Annotated in this window: 15 protein-coding genes and 1 tRNA gene; 7 read left to right on the forward strand and 9 right to left on the reverse strand. The window is 53.8% G+C overall.

What is annotated here, in order from left to right:
- Together folK and G461_RS0118320 are read left to right on the forward strand one after the other, a co-directional pair.
- Positions 1-486: a 2-amino-4-hydroxy-6-hydroxymethyldihydropteridine diphosphokinase gene (gene folK, locus G461_RS0118315; RefSeq protein ID WP_026972934.1), complete on the forward strand. Its 486-nt coding sequence runs from the start codon at positions 1-3 to the stop codon at positions 484-486.
- A 45-nt stretch (positions 487-531) separates the two neighbouring features.
- A complete protein-coding gene (locus G461_RS0118320; RefSeq protein WP_026972935.1) occupies positions 532-1,335 on the forward strand; it encodes an undecaprenyl-diphosphate phosphatase in 804 nt (267 codons plus the stop codon).
- A 52-nt stretch (positions 1,336-1,387) separates the two neighbouring features.
- Here the strand turns inward: G461_RS0118320 and G461_RS0118325 are convergent, their stop codons facing one another.
- Positions 1,388-2,629, reverse strand: coding sequence for a multifunctional CCA addition/repair protein (locus G461_RS0118325; RefSeq protein WP_026972936.1), 1,242 nt, complete (start codon positions 2,627-2,629; stop codon positions 1,388-1,390).
- A gap of 132 nt (positions 2,630-2,761) precedes the next feature.
- Here G461_RS0118325 and G461_RS0118330 point away from each other — a divergent pair, with 132 nt between their 5' ends.
- Complete coding sequence (locus tag G461_RS0118330) at positions 2,762-4,399, forward strand: ExeA family protein (RefSeq protein ID WP_026972937.1); 1,638 nt, start codon at positions 2,762-2,764, stop codon at positions 4,397-4,399.
- Positions 4,399-5,271, forward strand: a complete 873-nt coding sequence (locus G461_RS25685) for a general secretion pathway protein GspB (RefSeq protein ID WP_026972938.1) — start codon at positions 4,399-4,401, stop codon at positions 5,269-5,271. The genes G461_RS0118330 and G461_RS25685 overlap by 1 nt, the downstream gene beginning before the upstream one ends.
- Before the next feature lie 67 nt (positions 5,272-5,338).
- On the opposite strand, the gene G461_RS0118340 is transcribed toward G461_RS25685, so the two are convergent.
- From G461_RS0118340 to G461_RS0118350, 3 genes are all read right to left on the reverse strand, one after another.
- Positions 5,339-5,944 (reverse strand): TIGR04211 family SH3 domain-containing protein, encoded by a 606-nt coding sequence (locus tag G461_RS0118340; RefSeq protein WP_051326716.1) that lies wholly within the window; start codon positions 5,942-5,944, stop codon positions 5,339-5,341.
- A gap of 133 nt (positions 5,945-6,077) precedes the next feature.
- On the reverse strand, positions 6,078-7,343 hold the full coding sequence (locus G461_RS0118345) for an inorganic phosphate transporter (RefSeq protein ID WP_026972939.1): 1,266 nt from the start codon (positions 7,341-7,343) through the stop codon (positions 6,078-6,080).
- 29 nt (positions 7,344-7,372) lie between these two features.
- Positions 7,373-8,053: a TIGR00153 family protein gene (locus G461_RS0118350; protein WP_026959184.1), complete on the reverse strand. Its 681-nt coding sequence runs from the start codon at positions 8,051-8,053 to the stop codon at positions 7,373-7,375.
- A 186-nt stretch (positions 8,054-8,239) separates the two neighbouring features.
- On the opposite strand from G461_RS0118350, the gene G461_RS25690 reads away from it, so the two are divergent.
- Positions 8,240-9,301, forward strand: a complete 1,062-nt coding sequence (locus G461_RS25690; protein ID WP_051333681.1) for a CYTH domain-containing protein — start codon at positions 8,240-8,242, stop codon at positions 9,299-9,301.
- On the opposite strand, the gene G461_RS0118360 is transcribed toward G461_RS25690, so the two are convergent.
- Positions 9,298-9,765, reverse strand: a complete 468-nt coding sequence (locus G461_RS0118360) for a chemotaxis protein CheX (RefSeq protein WP_026959183.1) — start codon at positions 9,763-9,765, stop codon at positions 9,298-9,300. The genes G461_RS25690 and G461_RS0118360 overlap by 4 nt on opposite strands.
- A gap of 389 nt (positions 9,766-10,154) precedes the next feature.
- On the opposite strand from G461_RS0118360, the gene G461_RS0118365 reads away from it, so the two are divergent.
- Positions 10,155-11,006, forward strand: a complete 852-nt coding sequence (locus tag G461_RS0118365) for an HDOD domain-containing protein (RefSeq protein ID WP_026972940.1) — start codon at positions 10,155-10,157, stop codon at positions 11,004-11,006.
- Positions 11,007-11,167: 161 nt separating this feature from the next.
- Here the strand turns inward: G461_RS0118365 and G461_RS0118375 are convergent, their stop codons facing one another.
- Both G461_RS0118375 and G461_RS0118385 read right to left on the reverse strand, forming a co-directional pair.
- Entirely contained in the window at positions 11,168-11,647 is a 480-nt protein-coding gene (locus G461_RS0118375; RefSeq protein ID WP_026972941.1) for a DUF4442 domain-containing protein, read from the reverse strand.
- A 463-nt stretch (positions 11,648-12,110) separates the two neighbouring features.
- A tRNA-Phe gene (locus tag G461_RS0118385) sits at positions 12,111-12,186 on the reverse strand.
- A gap of 461 nt (positions 12,187-12,647) precedes the next feature.
- Between G461_RS0118385 and G461_RS0118390 the strand changes: the two genes are divergently transcribed.
- The gene (locus G461_RS0118390) at positions 12,648-13,121 is read left to right on the forward strand and encodes an Lrp/AsnC family transcriptional regulator (protein WP_026972942.1); all 474 of its coding nucleotides are present in this window, start codon (positions 12,648-12,650) and stop codon (positions 13,119-13,121) included.
- Between the two features lie 27 nt (positions 13,122-13,148).
- On the opposite strand, the gene G461_RS0118395 is transcribed toward G461_RS0118390, so the two are convergent.
- Positions 13,149-13,868: a DUF3581 family protein gene (locus G461_RS0118395; protein ID WP_026972943.1), complete on the reverse strand. Its 720-nt coding sequence runs from the start codon at positions 13,866-13,868 to the stop codon at positions 13,149-13,151.
- 83 nt (positions 13,869-13,951) lie between these two features.
- Positions 13,952-14,953: a gluconeogenesis factor YvcK family protein gene (locus G461_RS0118400; protein ID WP_026972944.1), complete on the reverse strand. Its 1,002-nt coding sequence runs from the start codon at positions 14,951-14,953 to the stop codon at positions 13,952-13,954.
- Between the last annotated feature and the right edge of the window lie 163 nt (positions 14,954-15,116).

The following is a 15,116-nucleotide window of genomic DNA, read 5'->3' on the forward strand; positions in this document are numbered from 1 at the left end:
ATGGCAGAGATCTTCGTTGGCATTGGCAGCAATATCGACCGCGAGCAGCATATTGCCAGCGGCATCGACATGCTGCGCGAGGCCTTTGGCGAGCTCAGCCTGAGCCCCATCTATGAGAGCGAGTCCTTTGGCTTCTCTGGCCCCAGCTTCTTTAACTTGGTGGCCCGTTTTGAGTCGTCAAAGAAGATCGGCGAGGTGTTAGCTGAGCTAAAACGCATCGAAGCGGCCAACGGCCGAGTGCATGGTGCGAAAAAGTTTGCCTCTCGAACCTTAGATATTGATATCCTGCTCTACGACGATGTGGTGTGTTCACAACCGTGTGAACTGCCTCGTGGGGAAGTATTGGAGAACGCCTTCGTACTTCGCCCGCTAGCTGAGTTGGCCGGTGAGCGGATTCATCCAATTGCAAAGCAAAGCTATCACGCGCTGTGGCAAGCTTTCGATAAGCAATACCAACCGTTAAACCGAGTCAGCTTAACCTGTTAGTTTAAGTTCGTAAGCCGGTTTCCAGTTTTAAAATAGTAGGTACTTATGTCCACCATTGAAGTAGTGGTCTTGTCCCTTATCCAGGGATTGACTGAATTCTTACCCATTTCCAGCTCTGCTCACCTGATCCTGCCTTCGCAGTTGTTAGGTTGGGATGATCAGGGCCTAGCCTTCGATGTTGCCGTGCACGTCGGTAGCTTGTTCGCCGTTATGGCCTATTTCCGCACCGAGATCCTCTCGATGCTTAAGTCGTGGATTGCTTGGTTTGGCGGAAAGCGCGACCCCGAAGCCACCCTCGCATGGTTTATTATCTTCGCCACCCTGCCGGCGGTATTCTTTGGCTTCTTCGGCAAAAACCTGATCGAGATGTACCTGCGCTCAGCTTGGGTGATTGCCTGTACCACCATCGTGTTTGGTCTGTTGCTGTGGTGGGCCGATAAGACTGGTGTGCGCCGCTTGGGCGAGTACGATATCAGCTGGAAACAAGCCATGGCGATCGGCTTTGCCCAAGCGATTGCGATCATTCCCGGCACCTCGCGCAGTGGTATCACCATGACTGCAGCATTGATGCTGGGCATGAAGCGTGAAGCGGCGGCTCGCTTCTCTTTCTTGTTGTCGATTCCGGTGATCTTGGGCGCCTGTGTGCTGCTCACCAAGGATATCGTTGATACCAATGTAGCCACCCCAGATTGGTCGGCGCTGGCAATGGGTATTGTGCTGACCTTCTTCAGCGCCTACGCCTGCATCCACTACTTTATTAAGTGGATCAGCAAGCTGTCGATGACCCCGTTTGTGATCTACCGGGTATTGCTGGGTATTGGCTTAGTGGTGATGCTAACCACCGGCTAGTTAATGTTAAGTCAGCCACGGTGCTGGCTGACTACATTGATGCGATTAGGGTTTAAGAGGCGTGGTTTGCTAACCACGCCTTTTTTGTATCACTGATCACCGCTATCCGCTGCTGGCCTAGCTGCTCGCGGATCTCAGCGCCTTTATAGCCGGCGGCAACGATGGCTTTTACATCCACCGCTTGGGCGTTTTGGTACTGCAGCCACAGATAATCGGCAGAGGGGTAGGGCTTGCTCTGCCAGCCCAGGCGGCCTCGGTAATCGGCGATACAGGCTTGCAGGATCTGTTGGAAGCGCTCGCCTTTACGCCAAGCATCAGTCTTGTTCAGCAGTTTGAGCACGGTGGCAGGTTTAAGCTCGGCGGCGCTATGGATGGTGATATGGTATTCAGCCACGAGTAGCGCTAAGTCGCGGTAGTGGTTGGGCACCTTAAAGCGTTCGCAGAAGGCCTTGATCCGCGGCATACCAGCAGGCCCATGGTTGGGGTGCGAGGGCAGCTTGTCTTTTGGCGTGAGCGCCTTGCCAAAATCGTGGCACAGCGCGGCGAAGCGCACCTCTTTGGCAAAGCCTTCATCGACCGCTTGCTTGAGCACCATCATAGTGTGCAGCCCGGTACAGATCTCCGGGTGGTACTCTTTGCGCGCAGGCACGCCGTAGAGCTCATCGAGCTCGGGGAACAGCACCTTCAGTGCCTCGGCTTCGCGTAGCACTTCAAAGAACACCTGCGGATTTTGGCAATCCAGGCTGCGCTCCAGCTCGCTCCACACCCGCTCTGGAGTCAGGCTCTCCAGCTCGCCAGTGTGGGCGATATCACGCATCAGCGCGATGGTCTCATCGGCGACCTTAAAGCCAAGGTGGTGGAAACGGGCAGCAAAGCGGGCAACCCGCAGTACCCGCAGCGGATCTTCCACAAAGGCCGGGCTGACATGGCGTAGCAGCCGCTGCTCCAGATCGCGCTGGCCACCGTAAGGGTCGTGGATCTCACCATTGGGCGATTGGGCGATGGCATTGATGGTGATATCGCGGCGGATCAGGTCTTGCTCGAGGGTAATGGAGTCGTCGAAATCGCAGATAAAACCGGTATAGCCTTGGCCCTTTTTACGCTCGGTGCGCGCCAGTGCATACTCTTCTTGGGTGTGCGGATGCAGGAACACCGGAAAGTCTCGGCCCACTTGGGTAAAGCCCTGATCGAGCATCTGTTGTGGGGTTGAGCCAACGACCAAATAGTCACGATCTTTCACTGCCAAACCCAGTAAGTTGTCGCGCACTGCGCCGCCAACTAGATAAATCTCCACGCTCGTCTCACTCTTGCCGATCCACAAAATCTTTGAACGCGGTATTATATACCCGAACTACTCCAAGGTGCAGGATTCGAAAAACTCAATGTCCATCGGGCAAGGCGAACTGCGGTAAAAAAGGATAACAGGATGTACTTTGAATACTTCGGGTTAACGGAGAACCCGTTCTCGATTGCTCCCAACCCGGACTATTTGTTTTTAAGCGATCGCCATAAAGAGGCGCAGGCGCATTTGAACTTTGGTTTGGGTGAGACTGGCGGCTTTGTGCTGCTTACCGGCGAGGTGGGCACCGGGAAAACCACGGTGCTGCGTAACCTGTTGCGCCAGTTAGGCGATGACAGCCAGGTAGCGATGATCCTCAATCCCAGCCTGAGCGAGCGCGAACTGCTGGCCAGTATCTGTGACGAGCTGGAAATTGACTACGACCAGCAACAAGACAGCCTGAAGCTCTACAGCGACGCCATTAAACAGCGCTTGATGGACAACCACCAAGCTGGCAAGCACACCCTGCTATTGATTGATGAAGCCCAGCACTTGGGCGTACAAGCTCTTGAGCAGCTGCGTCTGCTCACCAACTTAGAAACCGACACCCAAAAGCTACTGCGGGTGGTGTTGGTTGGCCAGCCAGAGCTGCAACAGATGCTCAAGCAGAGCATGTTGCGCCAGCTAGCCCAGCGGATTACCGCGCGCTACCACTTGCTGCCACTGACTTTGGCAGAAACTCGCCAATATATTCGCTACCGCCTTAAGGTGGCGGGCTGCCAGCGCAAGCTGTTCAGCGATAAAAGCTGTAAGAAGATCTTCCAGCTAAGCGGCGGGATCCCACGTCTGATTAACCTGCTGTGCGATCGGGCATTGCTGGCCAGTTACGCCGCCGACCAAGAACGGGTTGACCCCAAAGCGGTACAACAAGCCGCGGGCGAGATTGGCCTGGAGGGCGTAAAAGCAGGCTCTGGAAATAAACTAGGGCTGGGCTTTGCTACAGGTGTGGTGCTTGCCTTGGGCCTGGCTGGCGCTCTGGTTTATTTATCCAAGCCATCTGTGCCTAGCGCCATTGAGCCCACGCTGCAGCCAGCACTTGAGCTTAATCCCATCGTTGCCGAACCCGTGGTCACGGCAGAGCCGGAGCAGTACGAGCTTGCAGAGGCTACGCCCGCTACCAGTGTCGACAGCCAATGGCGTGAGCTGCGCCAAGCCAACCTTCGGCCCGATATTGCCCGCCAGACGCTTTACAAACTGTGGGGCTATCAGGTGGAGGCCCAGCAGGCCAACTGCCAACTGGCTCCAGCGGTGGGGCTGCGCTGTCAGCGCCAGCAGGGCGGCTGGAACGCGCTGTTAGCGGTCAACTACCCAGCGGTGATTGCACTGAATGATGAAGGCCAACGCTTCTTTGCGGTGGTCACCCAACTTGAGCCGGAGGTGGAGCTGTGGCTCGATAGTCAGCGAATTGTGGTCGAGCCGAGCTGGCTACTGCGCCGCTGGGATGGTGAGTTCGAGTTGATGTGGTACCCACCGCGCGGCTTTAGTGGCGTATTAAAGCAGGGCGAGCGCGGGCCGATGGTGGAGTGGCTTAGCCAAAGCTTGGCCATGCTCAATGGCGGTCTTGCGGGCCAAAGCAGTGTGTTCGATAGCGAGTTGGCCCAGCAAGTCCGCAGCTTCCAGCGCCAGAATCTGTTAGAGGCCGATGGGGTGGTTGGGGAGCAAACCATGATGCGCCTTTCCCAGCTGGTCCATCTCAGCCAGCCGCGACTTAAGGAGGTGTGGTAATGTCGATTATCTCTAAGGCGCAGCAGCGCGGTCAGGGCGAGTATTACGGCGGCGACAAGCAAGGCTTGTCCATCAAACCCTTGGCTGCTGTTATCGGTGGGATAGTGCTCGGTGGTGGCTTAGCCGCAGGCGCTTATCTGTATTGGAGTACGACCACCGCTAGCCCGTCTCTAGCAGTTACCAGTGCCGCAGGGCAACAACCCGTCGTTCAGATGGCTCAGGCGGTTCAGTCGGTTCAGGCAGATCAGCCCATGCAGCCATCACCAGCAAAACCGGCGCCTGCCAAGGAGCCGCGCGCGATGGAAAATGCCCTAACACCCAGTGAGATCACCATCTTGCCATTGCCGGAGCTTAAGCTAGAGGCGGTCGATTTGCTGAGCCTGCGTCAGCAGCAGCTAAAGCTGCAGAGCGAGGCTCAGGCGGCCTCTTATCCGCAGGCTGAAGCGCCCGTTTCCCAAGCAGCTACCAATGCAGAGCCTGTATCGCAAATAACGCCGAACGCCCAACAGACACAACCACTAGCGCAGCAAGCTGAGCCTGAAGTTGATAGCGTGCTGGCGGCATTGTTCGCCGATGCCGTGGAAGCCACCGAAGGCCAGAGCTGGCAGCAGGGTGATTACGATATGACACCACAGCTGAGTGCGCTGGATGAAGCTATTAGCGCCAAGGTGCCCGACTTTAAGTTTAACTCCCACGTGTACTCGTCGGACTCGGAGCGCAGTTATGTGCGCTTTAATAACGAGCTGTTGTACGAGGGAGAAGAGGTGGCTCCTGGGGTGATCCTGGAAGCCATTCGCCGCGATGATGTGATTTTAAATATCGACGGCACCCTGTGTCGCCAGCGGGCCCTAAAAGACTGGAAGCTCGGCTAGGGCCTAGTGATGCGGTAGAGACTAAAAAGGCGTGCTTAGCACGCCTTTTTTGATCGTGTGATGGAGCTTACATCCAGCGGTTGTCGCGTTTCTTGCGGCGCGGTAGGTGCGGCACAATCAAGCCAACGATAAGGCCCACGATGGCGATAATGCCACCACGCATCATCCAGCGCATTTGAATGTCGGTTTCGCGGGTATCCAGGCGACGACTCAGGTCTTGGTTTTGGTCGTTGATCTGTGCGAACTGCTCGTTGAGCTGCTGGTTTTGGGCGGTCAGTGTTTCGATTTGCGCAGTCTGCTCTTCAATCAACTGCTGTTGCTGGCCTGCTTGAGAGCTGCTGTCTTCAGCCATGCTCTTACGTGCTTGCTCGCTTTTTGCCAGTGCATCTTGCGCCGCTTTCAATTGCTCAGCCAGACCCGGGTTGCGGTTCAGGAACTTGGCTTCTACCCAGCCTTCGCGGCCGGTAGACATACGGATCTTGGCATACTGGGTTTCGCTGTTAAGGTCCAGCAATTCCACTTTCTCACCGGCGTTAACCGAGCCAATGATGCGGAATTGGTTGCTGGAACCGGAATGCATATAGACGAACAGTTCGTCGGAGATATAGCGGGTTTGAGCGTGAACACTCAAACTCAGGGCAAAGGTGGCAATAGCAAGTAGTCGTGCAAACACGTTATTAGTCTCTAAGTGATTGTTTATGATTTGGTCCCAGTGTACGAAACAACGCTGTGGGGCTCAACCACAGCGTTGTTGTAGAGCACTCATGAGCGCGCATTATGGGCTCATGAGAGAGGGCTTGCGTGGCTTAGTTAAAAACAAGCAGTAGCAGTTCGAAGAACACGATCGCCAGGCCGGCACCTGCTGGTAGGGTAATCACCCAAGAGGTGACAATCTTGCGCACCACACCAAGGTTCAGCGCAGCAATACCGCGCGCCATACCTACACCTAATACTGCACCCACCAAGGTTTGGGTGGTGGAGATAGGCAGGCCGGTACCTGAGGCGATCACTACCGTTGCAGCGGCGGCCAGCTCGGCGGCAAAGCCACGGCTTGGGGTGAGGTGAGTAATGCCAGTACCAATGGTGGCCATAACTCGGTGGCCGAATAGTGCCAGGCCGGTCACGATGCCCAGACCGCCCAGTGGCAAGATCCACCACGCTAGCTGCGCTTTAGCCAGGATTTCGCCGTCGTTCTTCACAATGCTCACTACCGCGGCCAGCGGGCCAATCGCATTCGCCACATCGTTCGAGCCGTGGGCGAAGGCCATACAACAGGCGGTGATCACCATTAGTACGGCAAACACCTTCTCTACGTTGGTGTAGTGCATATGGCGGTCGGCTTTTGGATCAATCTTCAGTTTACTGATCACATACTTACCGACGATGGCAACCACTATGCCCACCGCGATGGCTAGCAGATAACCTTCGGCTTCACCAATGTCCAGGCCGACATGTTTAAGGCCTTTTTTGATGGTTACCAGCGACATCATAAAGCCCGCACCAAACATATATAGCGGTACATAGCGCTTGGCTGCTTGGATCGGGTTTTCATCGTCGAAGATAAGCTTTTGCGCACTCATAAAGATGAGATAGGCGATGACCCCCGAGATAGCCGGGGTGACAATCCAGCTACCTACGATGCCGCCCACCTTGCTCCATTCAACGGCATCAGAGCCCACGCCTATGTAGGCAAAGCCGATGATGGCACCGATGATAGAGTGAGTGGTAGACACCGGCCAACCGTTGTACGAGGCAATGATCAGCCAAGTACCCGCGGCTAACAGCGCGGCAATCATACCGAAGACCATCAGCTCGGGTTGGGCGGTAAAGGCGTCGGCATCGATAATGCCTTTGCGAATGGTGTTAGTCACCGCGCCACCGGCCAAGTAGGCGCCGGCGAACTCAAAGACCATCGCAATAATGATCGCCTGTTTGATGGTGATCGCCTTAGAACCTACCGAGGTTCCCATCGCGTTCGCTACGTCATTGGCACCAATGCCCCAGGCCATCACAAAGCCGACCACGGCTGCGATAACCACCAGGATGGCACCATAATTTGCAATAATTTCCATAGGTGTAACCTAAGTGTTTTTCTCGTTGGTTAAGAACGGTAGATCATAAGTTCCAGACGCGCGCCTACGCGTTGCGCCTGATCGGCCAGTGCGCCGATGGATTCGATGATGTAGTAGAGGAACATCACGTTGACAGGGTTGAGCTGATCTTCGAGTTTAAACAGCTCTTTACGCAGTTTGATCTGCTGTGAATCTGTGTCGTCTTCGATGGCATCGAGGCGTTGAATCATCCGCTCCACCAGTTCGACTTCGCGTCCGCGAAAGCCGGTTTCCAGCAAGTCGTCGAGTTCGTTGATGGCGTCTTTGGCCAGTGCGGTGGCATCAAGGCTGCGCTTCACATAGGCCATGAATAGGTCGACCAGCGACTCAGGCACTTCCAGGTGGCGACCCAGAATTCGTCCGCTGATGTCTTTCGCTTTGTTAGCGATACGGTCTTGGTGGGTGAGCAGTTCCAGCAAGTCGGAACGTTCCACCGGCATAAAGATACCGCCAGGTAGGTTAAGTCGAATATTTCGTTTGAGTTTGTCGGCGTCCTTTTCCTTACGAGAAATAAAGGCGCGCGCCTCAGTGGCGGCCTCCCAATCCTTGGAAAAAACGGCGTTAAAAAAAGGTACTAAGCCTTCGCAACACTCATGCACCACACTAATATGCTCTTCCAGTGGCTTGATGGGTGACTTTGCAAAAAGGCCTAAAATTGAGTTCGCTGACATAGTCTTCTTCTCAGTTTAAATTACGCACAATACGTCCATTGCGCGGCGAATGTTAACTTAGCCTAGTTCACTTGTAAGTAGTTTTTTGTCATCTTTTTGCAATCAATTTATGCTGGGTCTGATTTCGATCAAAATGCTGGGATCTAGCCCGCTGATTCTTAAAGTTAATATGAAACTACCCAATAAATGAACGACGAAATTGAGCTGAAGTTCATCGCCAATCGCGACATCTGGAAGCCGCTTATTGACCTGATGCGCCAATGGACGATCATCGAGCGCGACTCCGCCCCCTTACTCAGCATCTACTTCGATACCCCCGACTGGCAGCTGCTGAGCTGGGACATGGGACTGCGACTGCGCCGCGAGTGCGGCCAGCAATGGCAAACCCTGAAAACTCCCGGCCAAACCGTGGGCGGGGTGCATCAACGCCCGGAGTTCAATCACCCCCTTCAAGGCGAACTGCCCCAGTTAGCCCTGTTTAACGGCGTACCTTGGCCCGAGCCTGACAAGCTAGTACCGATGCAGCATCAGCTGCGCGAAGTGTTCCGCACCGATTTTGTTCGCCTGCGCATGGTGGTGGAAGTGGATACGCTTGGGGTGGTGGAAGTGGCCGCTGACCGTGGCCATGTGTCGTTAGGCGGCAACGTATCACTCGGTGAGCAGTGGGAAGTGATCAATGAGATTGAGCTGGAGTTGCTGGAGGGTAGCCCTGAGGCCTTGTTTGTATTGGCCGAACAGGTGGCGCAGCTAGCGGGCGAGCAGCTCGCTTGTATCAATAAAGCGCAGCGCGGCTATCACTTGGCCTTGCACAAACCCTTCACTGCGAAAAGTCTGCCGAGCTTGGAGCTTACCAAGCCAGATGCCGCTGCAATTAGGCGCTATCTCGAGCAGTTACTGAATCATGCCCTGTATCACCTGCAGCTTTCGCAGCCCGAGATTACCGCAAACGACAAGCCTCAAGCCTTGCTGTTAGCGATAAACAGCTTTTCACTACTGCTGGATAGCTGTGAAGTATTGGCCAAGCATGCTGGCTGGTTCAAAGGGAAGGCGAGCGGGTTAGAGGGTTGGCAGAACAGTATAGACAAGCTCCGCCAGCTCGATGCAGAGGCGGTGTTTGAGCAGCGCGAGCTGTGCCTGCTGTCATTGGAGATATGCCGCTATCTCTATCTGCAGAAAGGCGAAGAGCCAGCCGCGGTGACTGACTCTTCAGAACTTATCGCCCAGCTTAGTGCTGTGCGAACGCGTTAGGCCTTTTCGAAACAGATCTCGATGGTGGCTTCACCGTACTCACAGGTGAATGGCATCATCATCTTCGCGCCATCGTTTTTATGGGTGATGGTATGGGCAGGGCCCGAGACCACTACTGGCGTTGCCATCGAGAAATCATAGCCGTCGTCGGCTAGGATCCGCTTGGCACCACCGGTCACCATGTTGGTGATCTCACCCACCATATCGGTCACTTCTTCGTTAACGCTGCTAGGGGTTTCGCCCAACATGCGGCGCATGATTTCAAAGGCCAGTGAGCGGTCAAAGCTGACGGAGAATGAGCCCTTAAGCTGCGGGCCCACCATACCAATCAGGCCGGACACATCGCCGCGCGCCACTTCGTCTTTCTTGAGTTTGGGTTTGCCGGGCTTGAGCTCAAGCTGCGCCATAGTGGTTAACACATTGAGCAAAGACGACAAAAAAGGATTAACGAACTTAACATCCATGAACTTTTATTCCAGTTTGTTCAGACACTAACAAGAGTCGGTTCAGGTAATTATCAACATACCTTAGAATCGCACGAGAATTCTAAGGCTGCAACCTAGAGGCCACTTTTCGACGCTCTCACAGGCAAAGTTACGACTCACTTCATAATCTGCCAGAAAAGCGGCTGAAACGGGCAATATCGGCGCTGCTTTCCTGTGATGTTTCCTTAAAAATAGCTGATATTAATCAACGACTTGTTAACGCTGTTGGTGGAACTTCGGTGAGCTTGTCAAAGTTCGATCGGAGTTATTGAGTTAGCCTATTAGTTGGTTTAAGGTGTAGTTGTCTATCTATCTGATAACTAAGGCATTGTTGCATATCGTGCCGAATGAGCCAGGAAGCTTGTGGTATGGCCTTATTAGTGACCGAACCTGAGAAAGTAATTCTCGACCAACTGTTAATTCCCCCGCGCCCGCAGATCCTTTTGAAGATCACCCAGCAAGCTCGCATGGACGAGCCCGATGTGGCAATGATTGCCGAAGCGATTGCCAGTGATGTGGGGCTTAGCGGCGCAGTATTGCAGGTGGTGAACTCGGCGGCGTTTCGCCGCGCCACCACCATTCGCTCGATTCATCAGGCAGTGATGACGCTGGGGCTGGATCGGGTGCTGCTGATCGTTAAGGCGGTCGCGCTGAAATCTTGTTGGTCTGATTCCAAGGCGTTGGAGTACCTATGGGGCCACAGTCAATTGATTGCCAACTGTGCCGCCTTGCTGGCGGAAGAACTCGGCTACGAGGTGATCAAGGACAAGGTCTATATGCTCGGGCTGTTCCATCAAAGTGGTGTAGCGGCGCTGTATACCCATTTTGATGACTACTCCGAGTTGCTGGCCAAAAACCAAACACTTAGCTGGCGTGGCATTGCCGATATTGAACGGGAGCGCTACAGCACCAGTCATCCCACCGTTGCAGCATTGATAGCCCAAAAATGGGGACTGCCCACCGCGCTGGCTGAAGCCATTTACTATCAATATGATTGGGAAAGCCTAGTTGCCAGCGAAGAGATGACCAAGGCGGTACGACTGTTGGTGGTGCTGCTCAAACTGGCCAAGGTGGCCGCAGATAAGCAATCGGGCCAGCCCTACCCACCGAGCAATTGGTATGAACTGGTCGATGCAACCAGTAGCTTCCTAGGCCTTGATGAAGGGCAGCTAGAGGAAGTCTTGCTAGTGGTTGCTGAAAAATCCGTTAGCGTTCAATAGTTATACCAATCTACATAAGCAACTGATCATTCTTGCTGGTTAAAATCATTGATGACAGCGTCAACGCTTTTGTAATTAGTCCACTAGTTACGGCAAGCGCCTCCTTGTCCTCAATGATTTTCCCTGCGCAATCTCTGATCATTAACTTATCCAGATTGGTATTACTTCGCGCTGGCTTTCAGCGACAGGGTCAGTGAGAAACGCGCCATCACCTCATCGCCGCTGAGCTTTGGGCAGGTGGCGATAATCTCAACCGCTTGGTTGACCCGTTCGCCACTGGCTGCGCTTTGCTCCAGCATCTGATCGATCAGCGCCCCATCTTTACAGGTAAACACCACATCATCTTCCGGACGTTTTAAGAACTCGCCTTCTACTGCCTTGAACGCCAAAGATATCCGATAGGGGCTGTTGGCGGTTTTGGCAAAGGCCAGAAACGCTCCGGCTACATCGGCACCAACCGCCAGCGCGCCAAAGTACATGCTATTGAGGTGATTTTTAGTGCGACGGCGCAGCGGGATCTTCATCACCAGTTCGTGCTCGGTCATCATCAGGATTTTCGGGCGGCAGAACCCAATGAGTGGCACCTTAACCAGGCCAAAGTAGCGCAGCATAAAGTTGGCTTTCCGTAGCGACGGTAGCATGGCATTCCTCCTTGTTAGACGCTCTAATACCAATCCACATAAGTAACTGCTCATTCTTGCTGGTTAAAATCATTGATAACAGCGTCAACGCTTTTGTAATTAGCCCACTAGTCACGGCAAGCGCTTCCTCGTCCTCAATGATTTTTCCTGCGCAATCTCTGATCACTTACTTATCCGGATTGGTATGAATTTAAACGCTTGTTTGAAAATAGCAAGAATGTCATTGCAAGTTTGCGGCGAGCAAAAGCTGTGGGGAGGGTAGCGGGGACTGTTTCAGATGACTAAAACGCAAAAAGCCTCGCAATGCGAGGCTTTTAAACCAAAAACAAAGGAGGCGGAATCGAACCACCGACACGAGGATTTTCAATCCTCTGCTCTACCGACTGAGCTATCCGGGCAAATTTTGTATCTAGTGCTGCTGGCAACCTAGTAAAAAGCCTCGCTAAGCGAGGCTCTTTAAATGTGGTGCCCGGAGGCGGAATCGAACCACCGACACGAGGATTTTCAATCCTCTGCTCTACCGACTGAGCTATCCGGGCAACGGGGCGTATTAGACGTTTTTTACGGTTTGAAGTCAAACGCTAAACCGCAAAAACTCAGAAATCGAGTTTGTTTGCTGAAAATGCACTCAAACTGGGTTTTTAGTGAGCTGGTATTGCAAAGTTTGCGCGCAAACAGCACAAAAACGTCGCCACTAAAAACGACGAAAGGTGGCCAATGGCCACCCTCACGCGTCGTTAATCCCTTGAGTTAAGAATAAGCTGTGCGGTCTAACCGGATAAGTTATCGCCAGTTGAGTGCCCGATACCTGGGTGAGGTAAGTGCTGCGCCCCACCGGTAAGTGGCTTGCGTTTCTCTAACGTGGTTATAGATTAAGGATTTTGAAGGGGTGAGTGGTTGCGATGTTTGCCGAATATACAGTTTATTCAGCAAGAGATAGCTTCTAAATGGCTTTATTGAGGTGTATTGTTGCTTAGTAGTAAATTTAGGGACAACTTTTATGAAGTTAGACAGAACAGATCGGCGTATTCTCGCCCTTATGCAGCAAAATGGACGTATCAGCAACCTGGAGTTGGCAGAGCAAGTCGGCCTGTCTCCATCGCCCTGTTCGCGACGGGTAAAAGCCCTGGAAGAAGCGGGGCTGATCGCCAAACATGTCACCGTGCTCGATGCCAATAAGCTCAACCTGAAACTCACCGCATACATTCATATCTCGATGGACCGCCACACCCCAGATCGCTTCGATAACTTCGAGCGCCTAGTCGCTGGCTATGAGGAGGTGATGGAGTGTGCTCTAGTCACCGGCGTCGATGCCGACTACCAGCTCAAGGTAGTGGTGCCGGATATGGACCATTACCAGCAGTTCCTGTTGGGTAAGCTGACCCGCATTGAAGGGGTTACCGGGGTGCGCTCAAGCTTTGTGCTACGTCAGGTGTTCCACCATAACGCACTGCCACTGTCGCATATTCGTTAGGAAGGGCGAGCTATCGCCCTGCCATGCTTATTGCGCGCTTTGAGCAAGATAGCGATCGCGCGCCGCGCAGTAGCTGTCTATCAGCAACTGGCTCTCTTCTTGTTTGTAGGGCAGTAACGCGCCAACCAGCATCCGTTTTTGGCCATGGCCTAGTTTTTTGCCATTCTCGCTAATGTTGAAATGCAGGGTGGCAACACCACGACGGCCATTTGGCTGATAGTCGCCGTGGTCGAAGTCGAGGGTAGCGCGTTGTTGGGGCAGGGTATCCAGCTCCAGGCTCATGCTCTCGTAGATCACCAGTGGGCGTTTGCGATTGAGCATCAGTCCCTGCTCTTTTAACAGGGGCTCAAGAATATGTGGGAAGTTCATACCTGAGAAACGGACATAGTCTTGGATCATTCCCTCAATCACTTCGTGCTGATGGGTAGACTCGCCGTGGGTTTCCAGGCTTAGATAGCGCTTGTCGTCGTCGTCGAGTAGGTCAAAGCGGCCTTGTTCGGGGGATTCCACCCGCAGTGGCACGTTATCGCTGACCATATCGCTAAAGCTGACCCGCATCTTTTGGGCGAGGCCTAGCTCGTTAAGCAGTACCGAGAACAGCAGATCGCCGGGCACACAGAAGCGCGAGGAATCCGCATCGTGGATCGCATTAAAGTCGTTAGCGACCGATTTGGCGAAGCTACAGGCCTGCTGACGGCTGAAGATCAGCTTGTCTTGCTGGCGCGAAAAATAGTCAGATAGTTCCATAATCTTGTGACAACCACAGTTTCAATCGGCGAGATTCTATCAAAATCCCTGCAAACTGTGGTCGTATCAGTGTAAAAGCTCGATTAAGTAGCGTGGCTCAGCTCGGCAAAGTATGCGCTCAAGGCCTTTGATAGCTTGTCGGGGGAGTGGCGCACCACCTCGCCATCGTCTAGCAGATCGGTGTGAATGAACTGGTAGTTCTCCCGCAAGGCTTGCAGGTTGTCGAAGGCGACATGCTCGGCGCGCTCAGAACTGTAGTTGTTCAGTGCCTCTTGGCTGGGGGCGTGGCTATTCACCAGCAGCACATCGAGCTTACGGCCGATATAGCGCTCCAGCACCTCAATAAAGGCTTCCAGCTTAAAGCCGTCGGTCTCACCAAACTTGGTCATGATATTGCTGACATACACCAGCTTGGCCTTGGAGCTGCACAGCGCCTGTCTGACGCCCGGCACCAGCAGGTTGGGAATGATAGAGGTAAACAGGTCGCCCGGACCCAGCACAATCGCATCCACCGAGTTGATTCGCTCGATAACCGGTGGATAGACCCTGACTTGTTCAGCGTGGTGGGGCACTAAGAACACGTTCTCAATCTTTTCTCGTTGATCGCCGCGAGGGATATCGATGGCGCTTTCACCAAAGATCCGCTCGCCGCTGGTGAGCTCGGCGACTAAGGTGGACTTGTCGACGGTGACCGGCAAGATCTCGCCCTCAACATCGAGCATCTGTGCCAGACCCTGCACCCCTTCCGAGAATGATCCGCTGTATTGCGACAGCATGGTCAGCAGCATATTACCAGCACTGTGGCCAGTTAGGCGGTTGCCCTTGGTAAAGCGCTTGAGCAGCAGTTGACGGGCCAACTCACGATGGGGCGATAGCGCCAATACACACTTGAGGATATCGCCGGGGGGAAGGATCCCCAGTTCGTCGCGCAGACGACCGGTGCTGCCGCCACTGTCGGTCATCGAGACGATGGCGCTGACCGAGGTGTCGGGGAGATCCCGTAGCGCCGAGAGCATAACGAAGTGTCCACTACCGCCGCCGATGGTGGCGACTGCCAGTTTATTGTTATTAGAAAGGGCTGACATACTATCCATGGAGTAACGATTCTTAGAGCAAATTGTGACAGCAAGCCCCCTCACTCTCAAGATCGGAAGCCCCGTTAGCGTGAGCACTGTCATCATCGTGCAATCCCAGCTTCACATTGCGGTCAAAAATCCATCGTAATTTTGCAGAAAAACCACGGATGAC

The sequence above is a fragment of the Aliagarivorans marinus DSM 23064 genome (assembly GCF_000429485.1).
Lineage (GTDB): Bacteria > Pseudomonadota > Gammaproteobacteria > Enterobacterales > Celerinatantimonadaceae > Aliagarivorans > Aliagarivorans marinus.

Bases quoted from the DNA above. Each gene is read 5' to 3' on its own strand.
- folK (WP_026972934.1), top strand. From the start codon at position 1: ATGGCAGAGATCTTCGTTGGCATTGGCAGCAATATCGACCGCGAGCAG.
- G461_RS0118320 (WP_026972935.1), top strand. From the start codon at position 532: ATGTCCACCATTGAAGTAGTGGTCTTGTCCCTTATCCAGGGATTGACT.
- G461_RS0118330 (WP_026972937.1), top strand. From the start codon at position 2,762: ATGTACTTTGAATACTTCGGGTTAACGGAGAACCCGTTCTCGATTGCT.
- G461_RS25685 (WP_026972938.1), top strand. From the start codon at position 4,399: ATGTCGATTATCTCTAAGGCGCAGCAGCGCGGTCAGGGCGAGTATTAC.
- G461_RS0118345 (WP_026972939.1), bottom strand. From the start codon at position 7,343: ATGGAAATTATTGCAAATTATGGTGCCATCCTGGTGGTTATCGCAGCC.
- G461_RS0118350 (WP_026959184.1), bottom strand. From the start codon at position 8,053: ATGTCAGCGAACTCAATTTTAGGCCTTTTTGCAAAGTCACCCATCAAG.
- G461_RS25690 (WP_051333681.1), top strand. From the start codon at position 8,240: ATGAACGACGAAATTGAGCTGAAGTTCATCGCCAATCGCGACATCTGG.
- G461_RS0118360 (WP_026959183.1), bottom strand. From the start codon at position 9,765: ATGGATGTTAAGTTCGTTAATCCTTTTTTGTCGTCTTTGCTCAATGTG.
- G461_RS0118365 (WP_026972940.1), top strand. From the start codon at position 10,155: ATGGCCTTATTAGTGACCGAACCTGAGAAAGTAATTCTCGACCAACTG.
- G461_RS0118375 (WP_026972941.1), bottom strand. From the start codon at position 11,647: ATGCTACCGTCGCTACGGAAAGCCAACTTTATGCTGCGCTACTTTGGC.
- G461_RS0118390 (WP_026972942.1), top strand. From the start codon at position 12,648: ATGAAGTTAGACAGAACAGATCGGCGTATTCTCGCCCTTATGCAGCAA.
- G461_RS0118395 (WP_026972943.1), bottom strand. From the start codon at position 13,868: ATGGAACTATCTGACTATTTTTCGCGCCAGCAAGACAAGCTGATCTTC.
- G461_RS0118400 (WP_026972944.1), bottom strand. From the start codon at position 14,953: ATGTCAGCCCTTTCTAATAACAATAAACTGGCAGTCGCCACCATCGGC.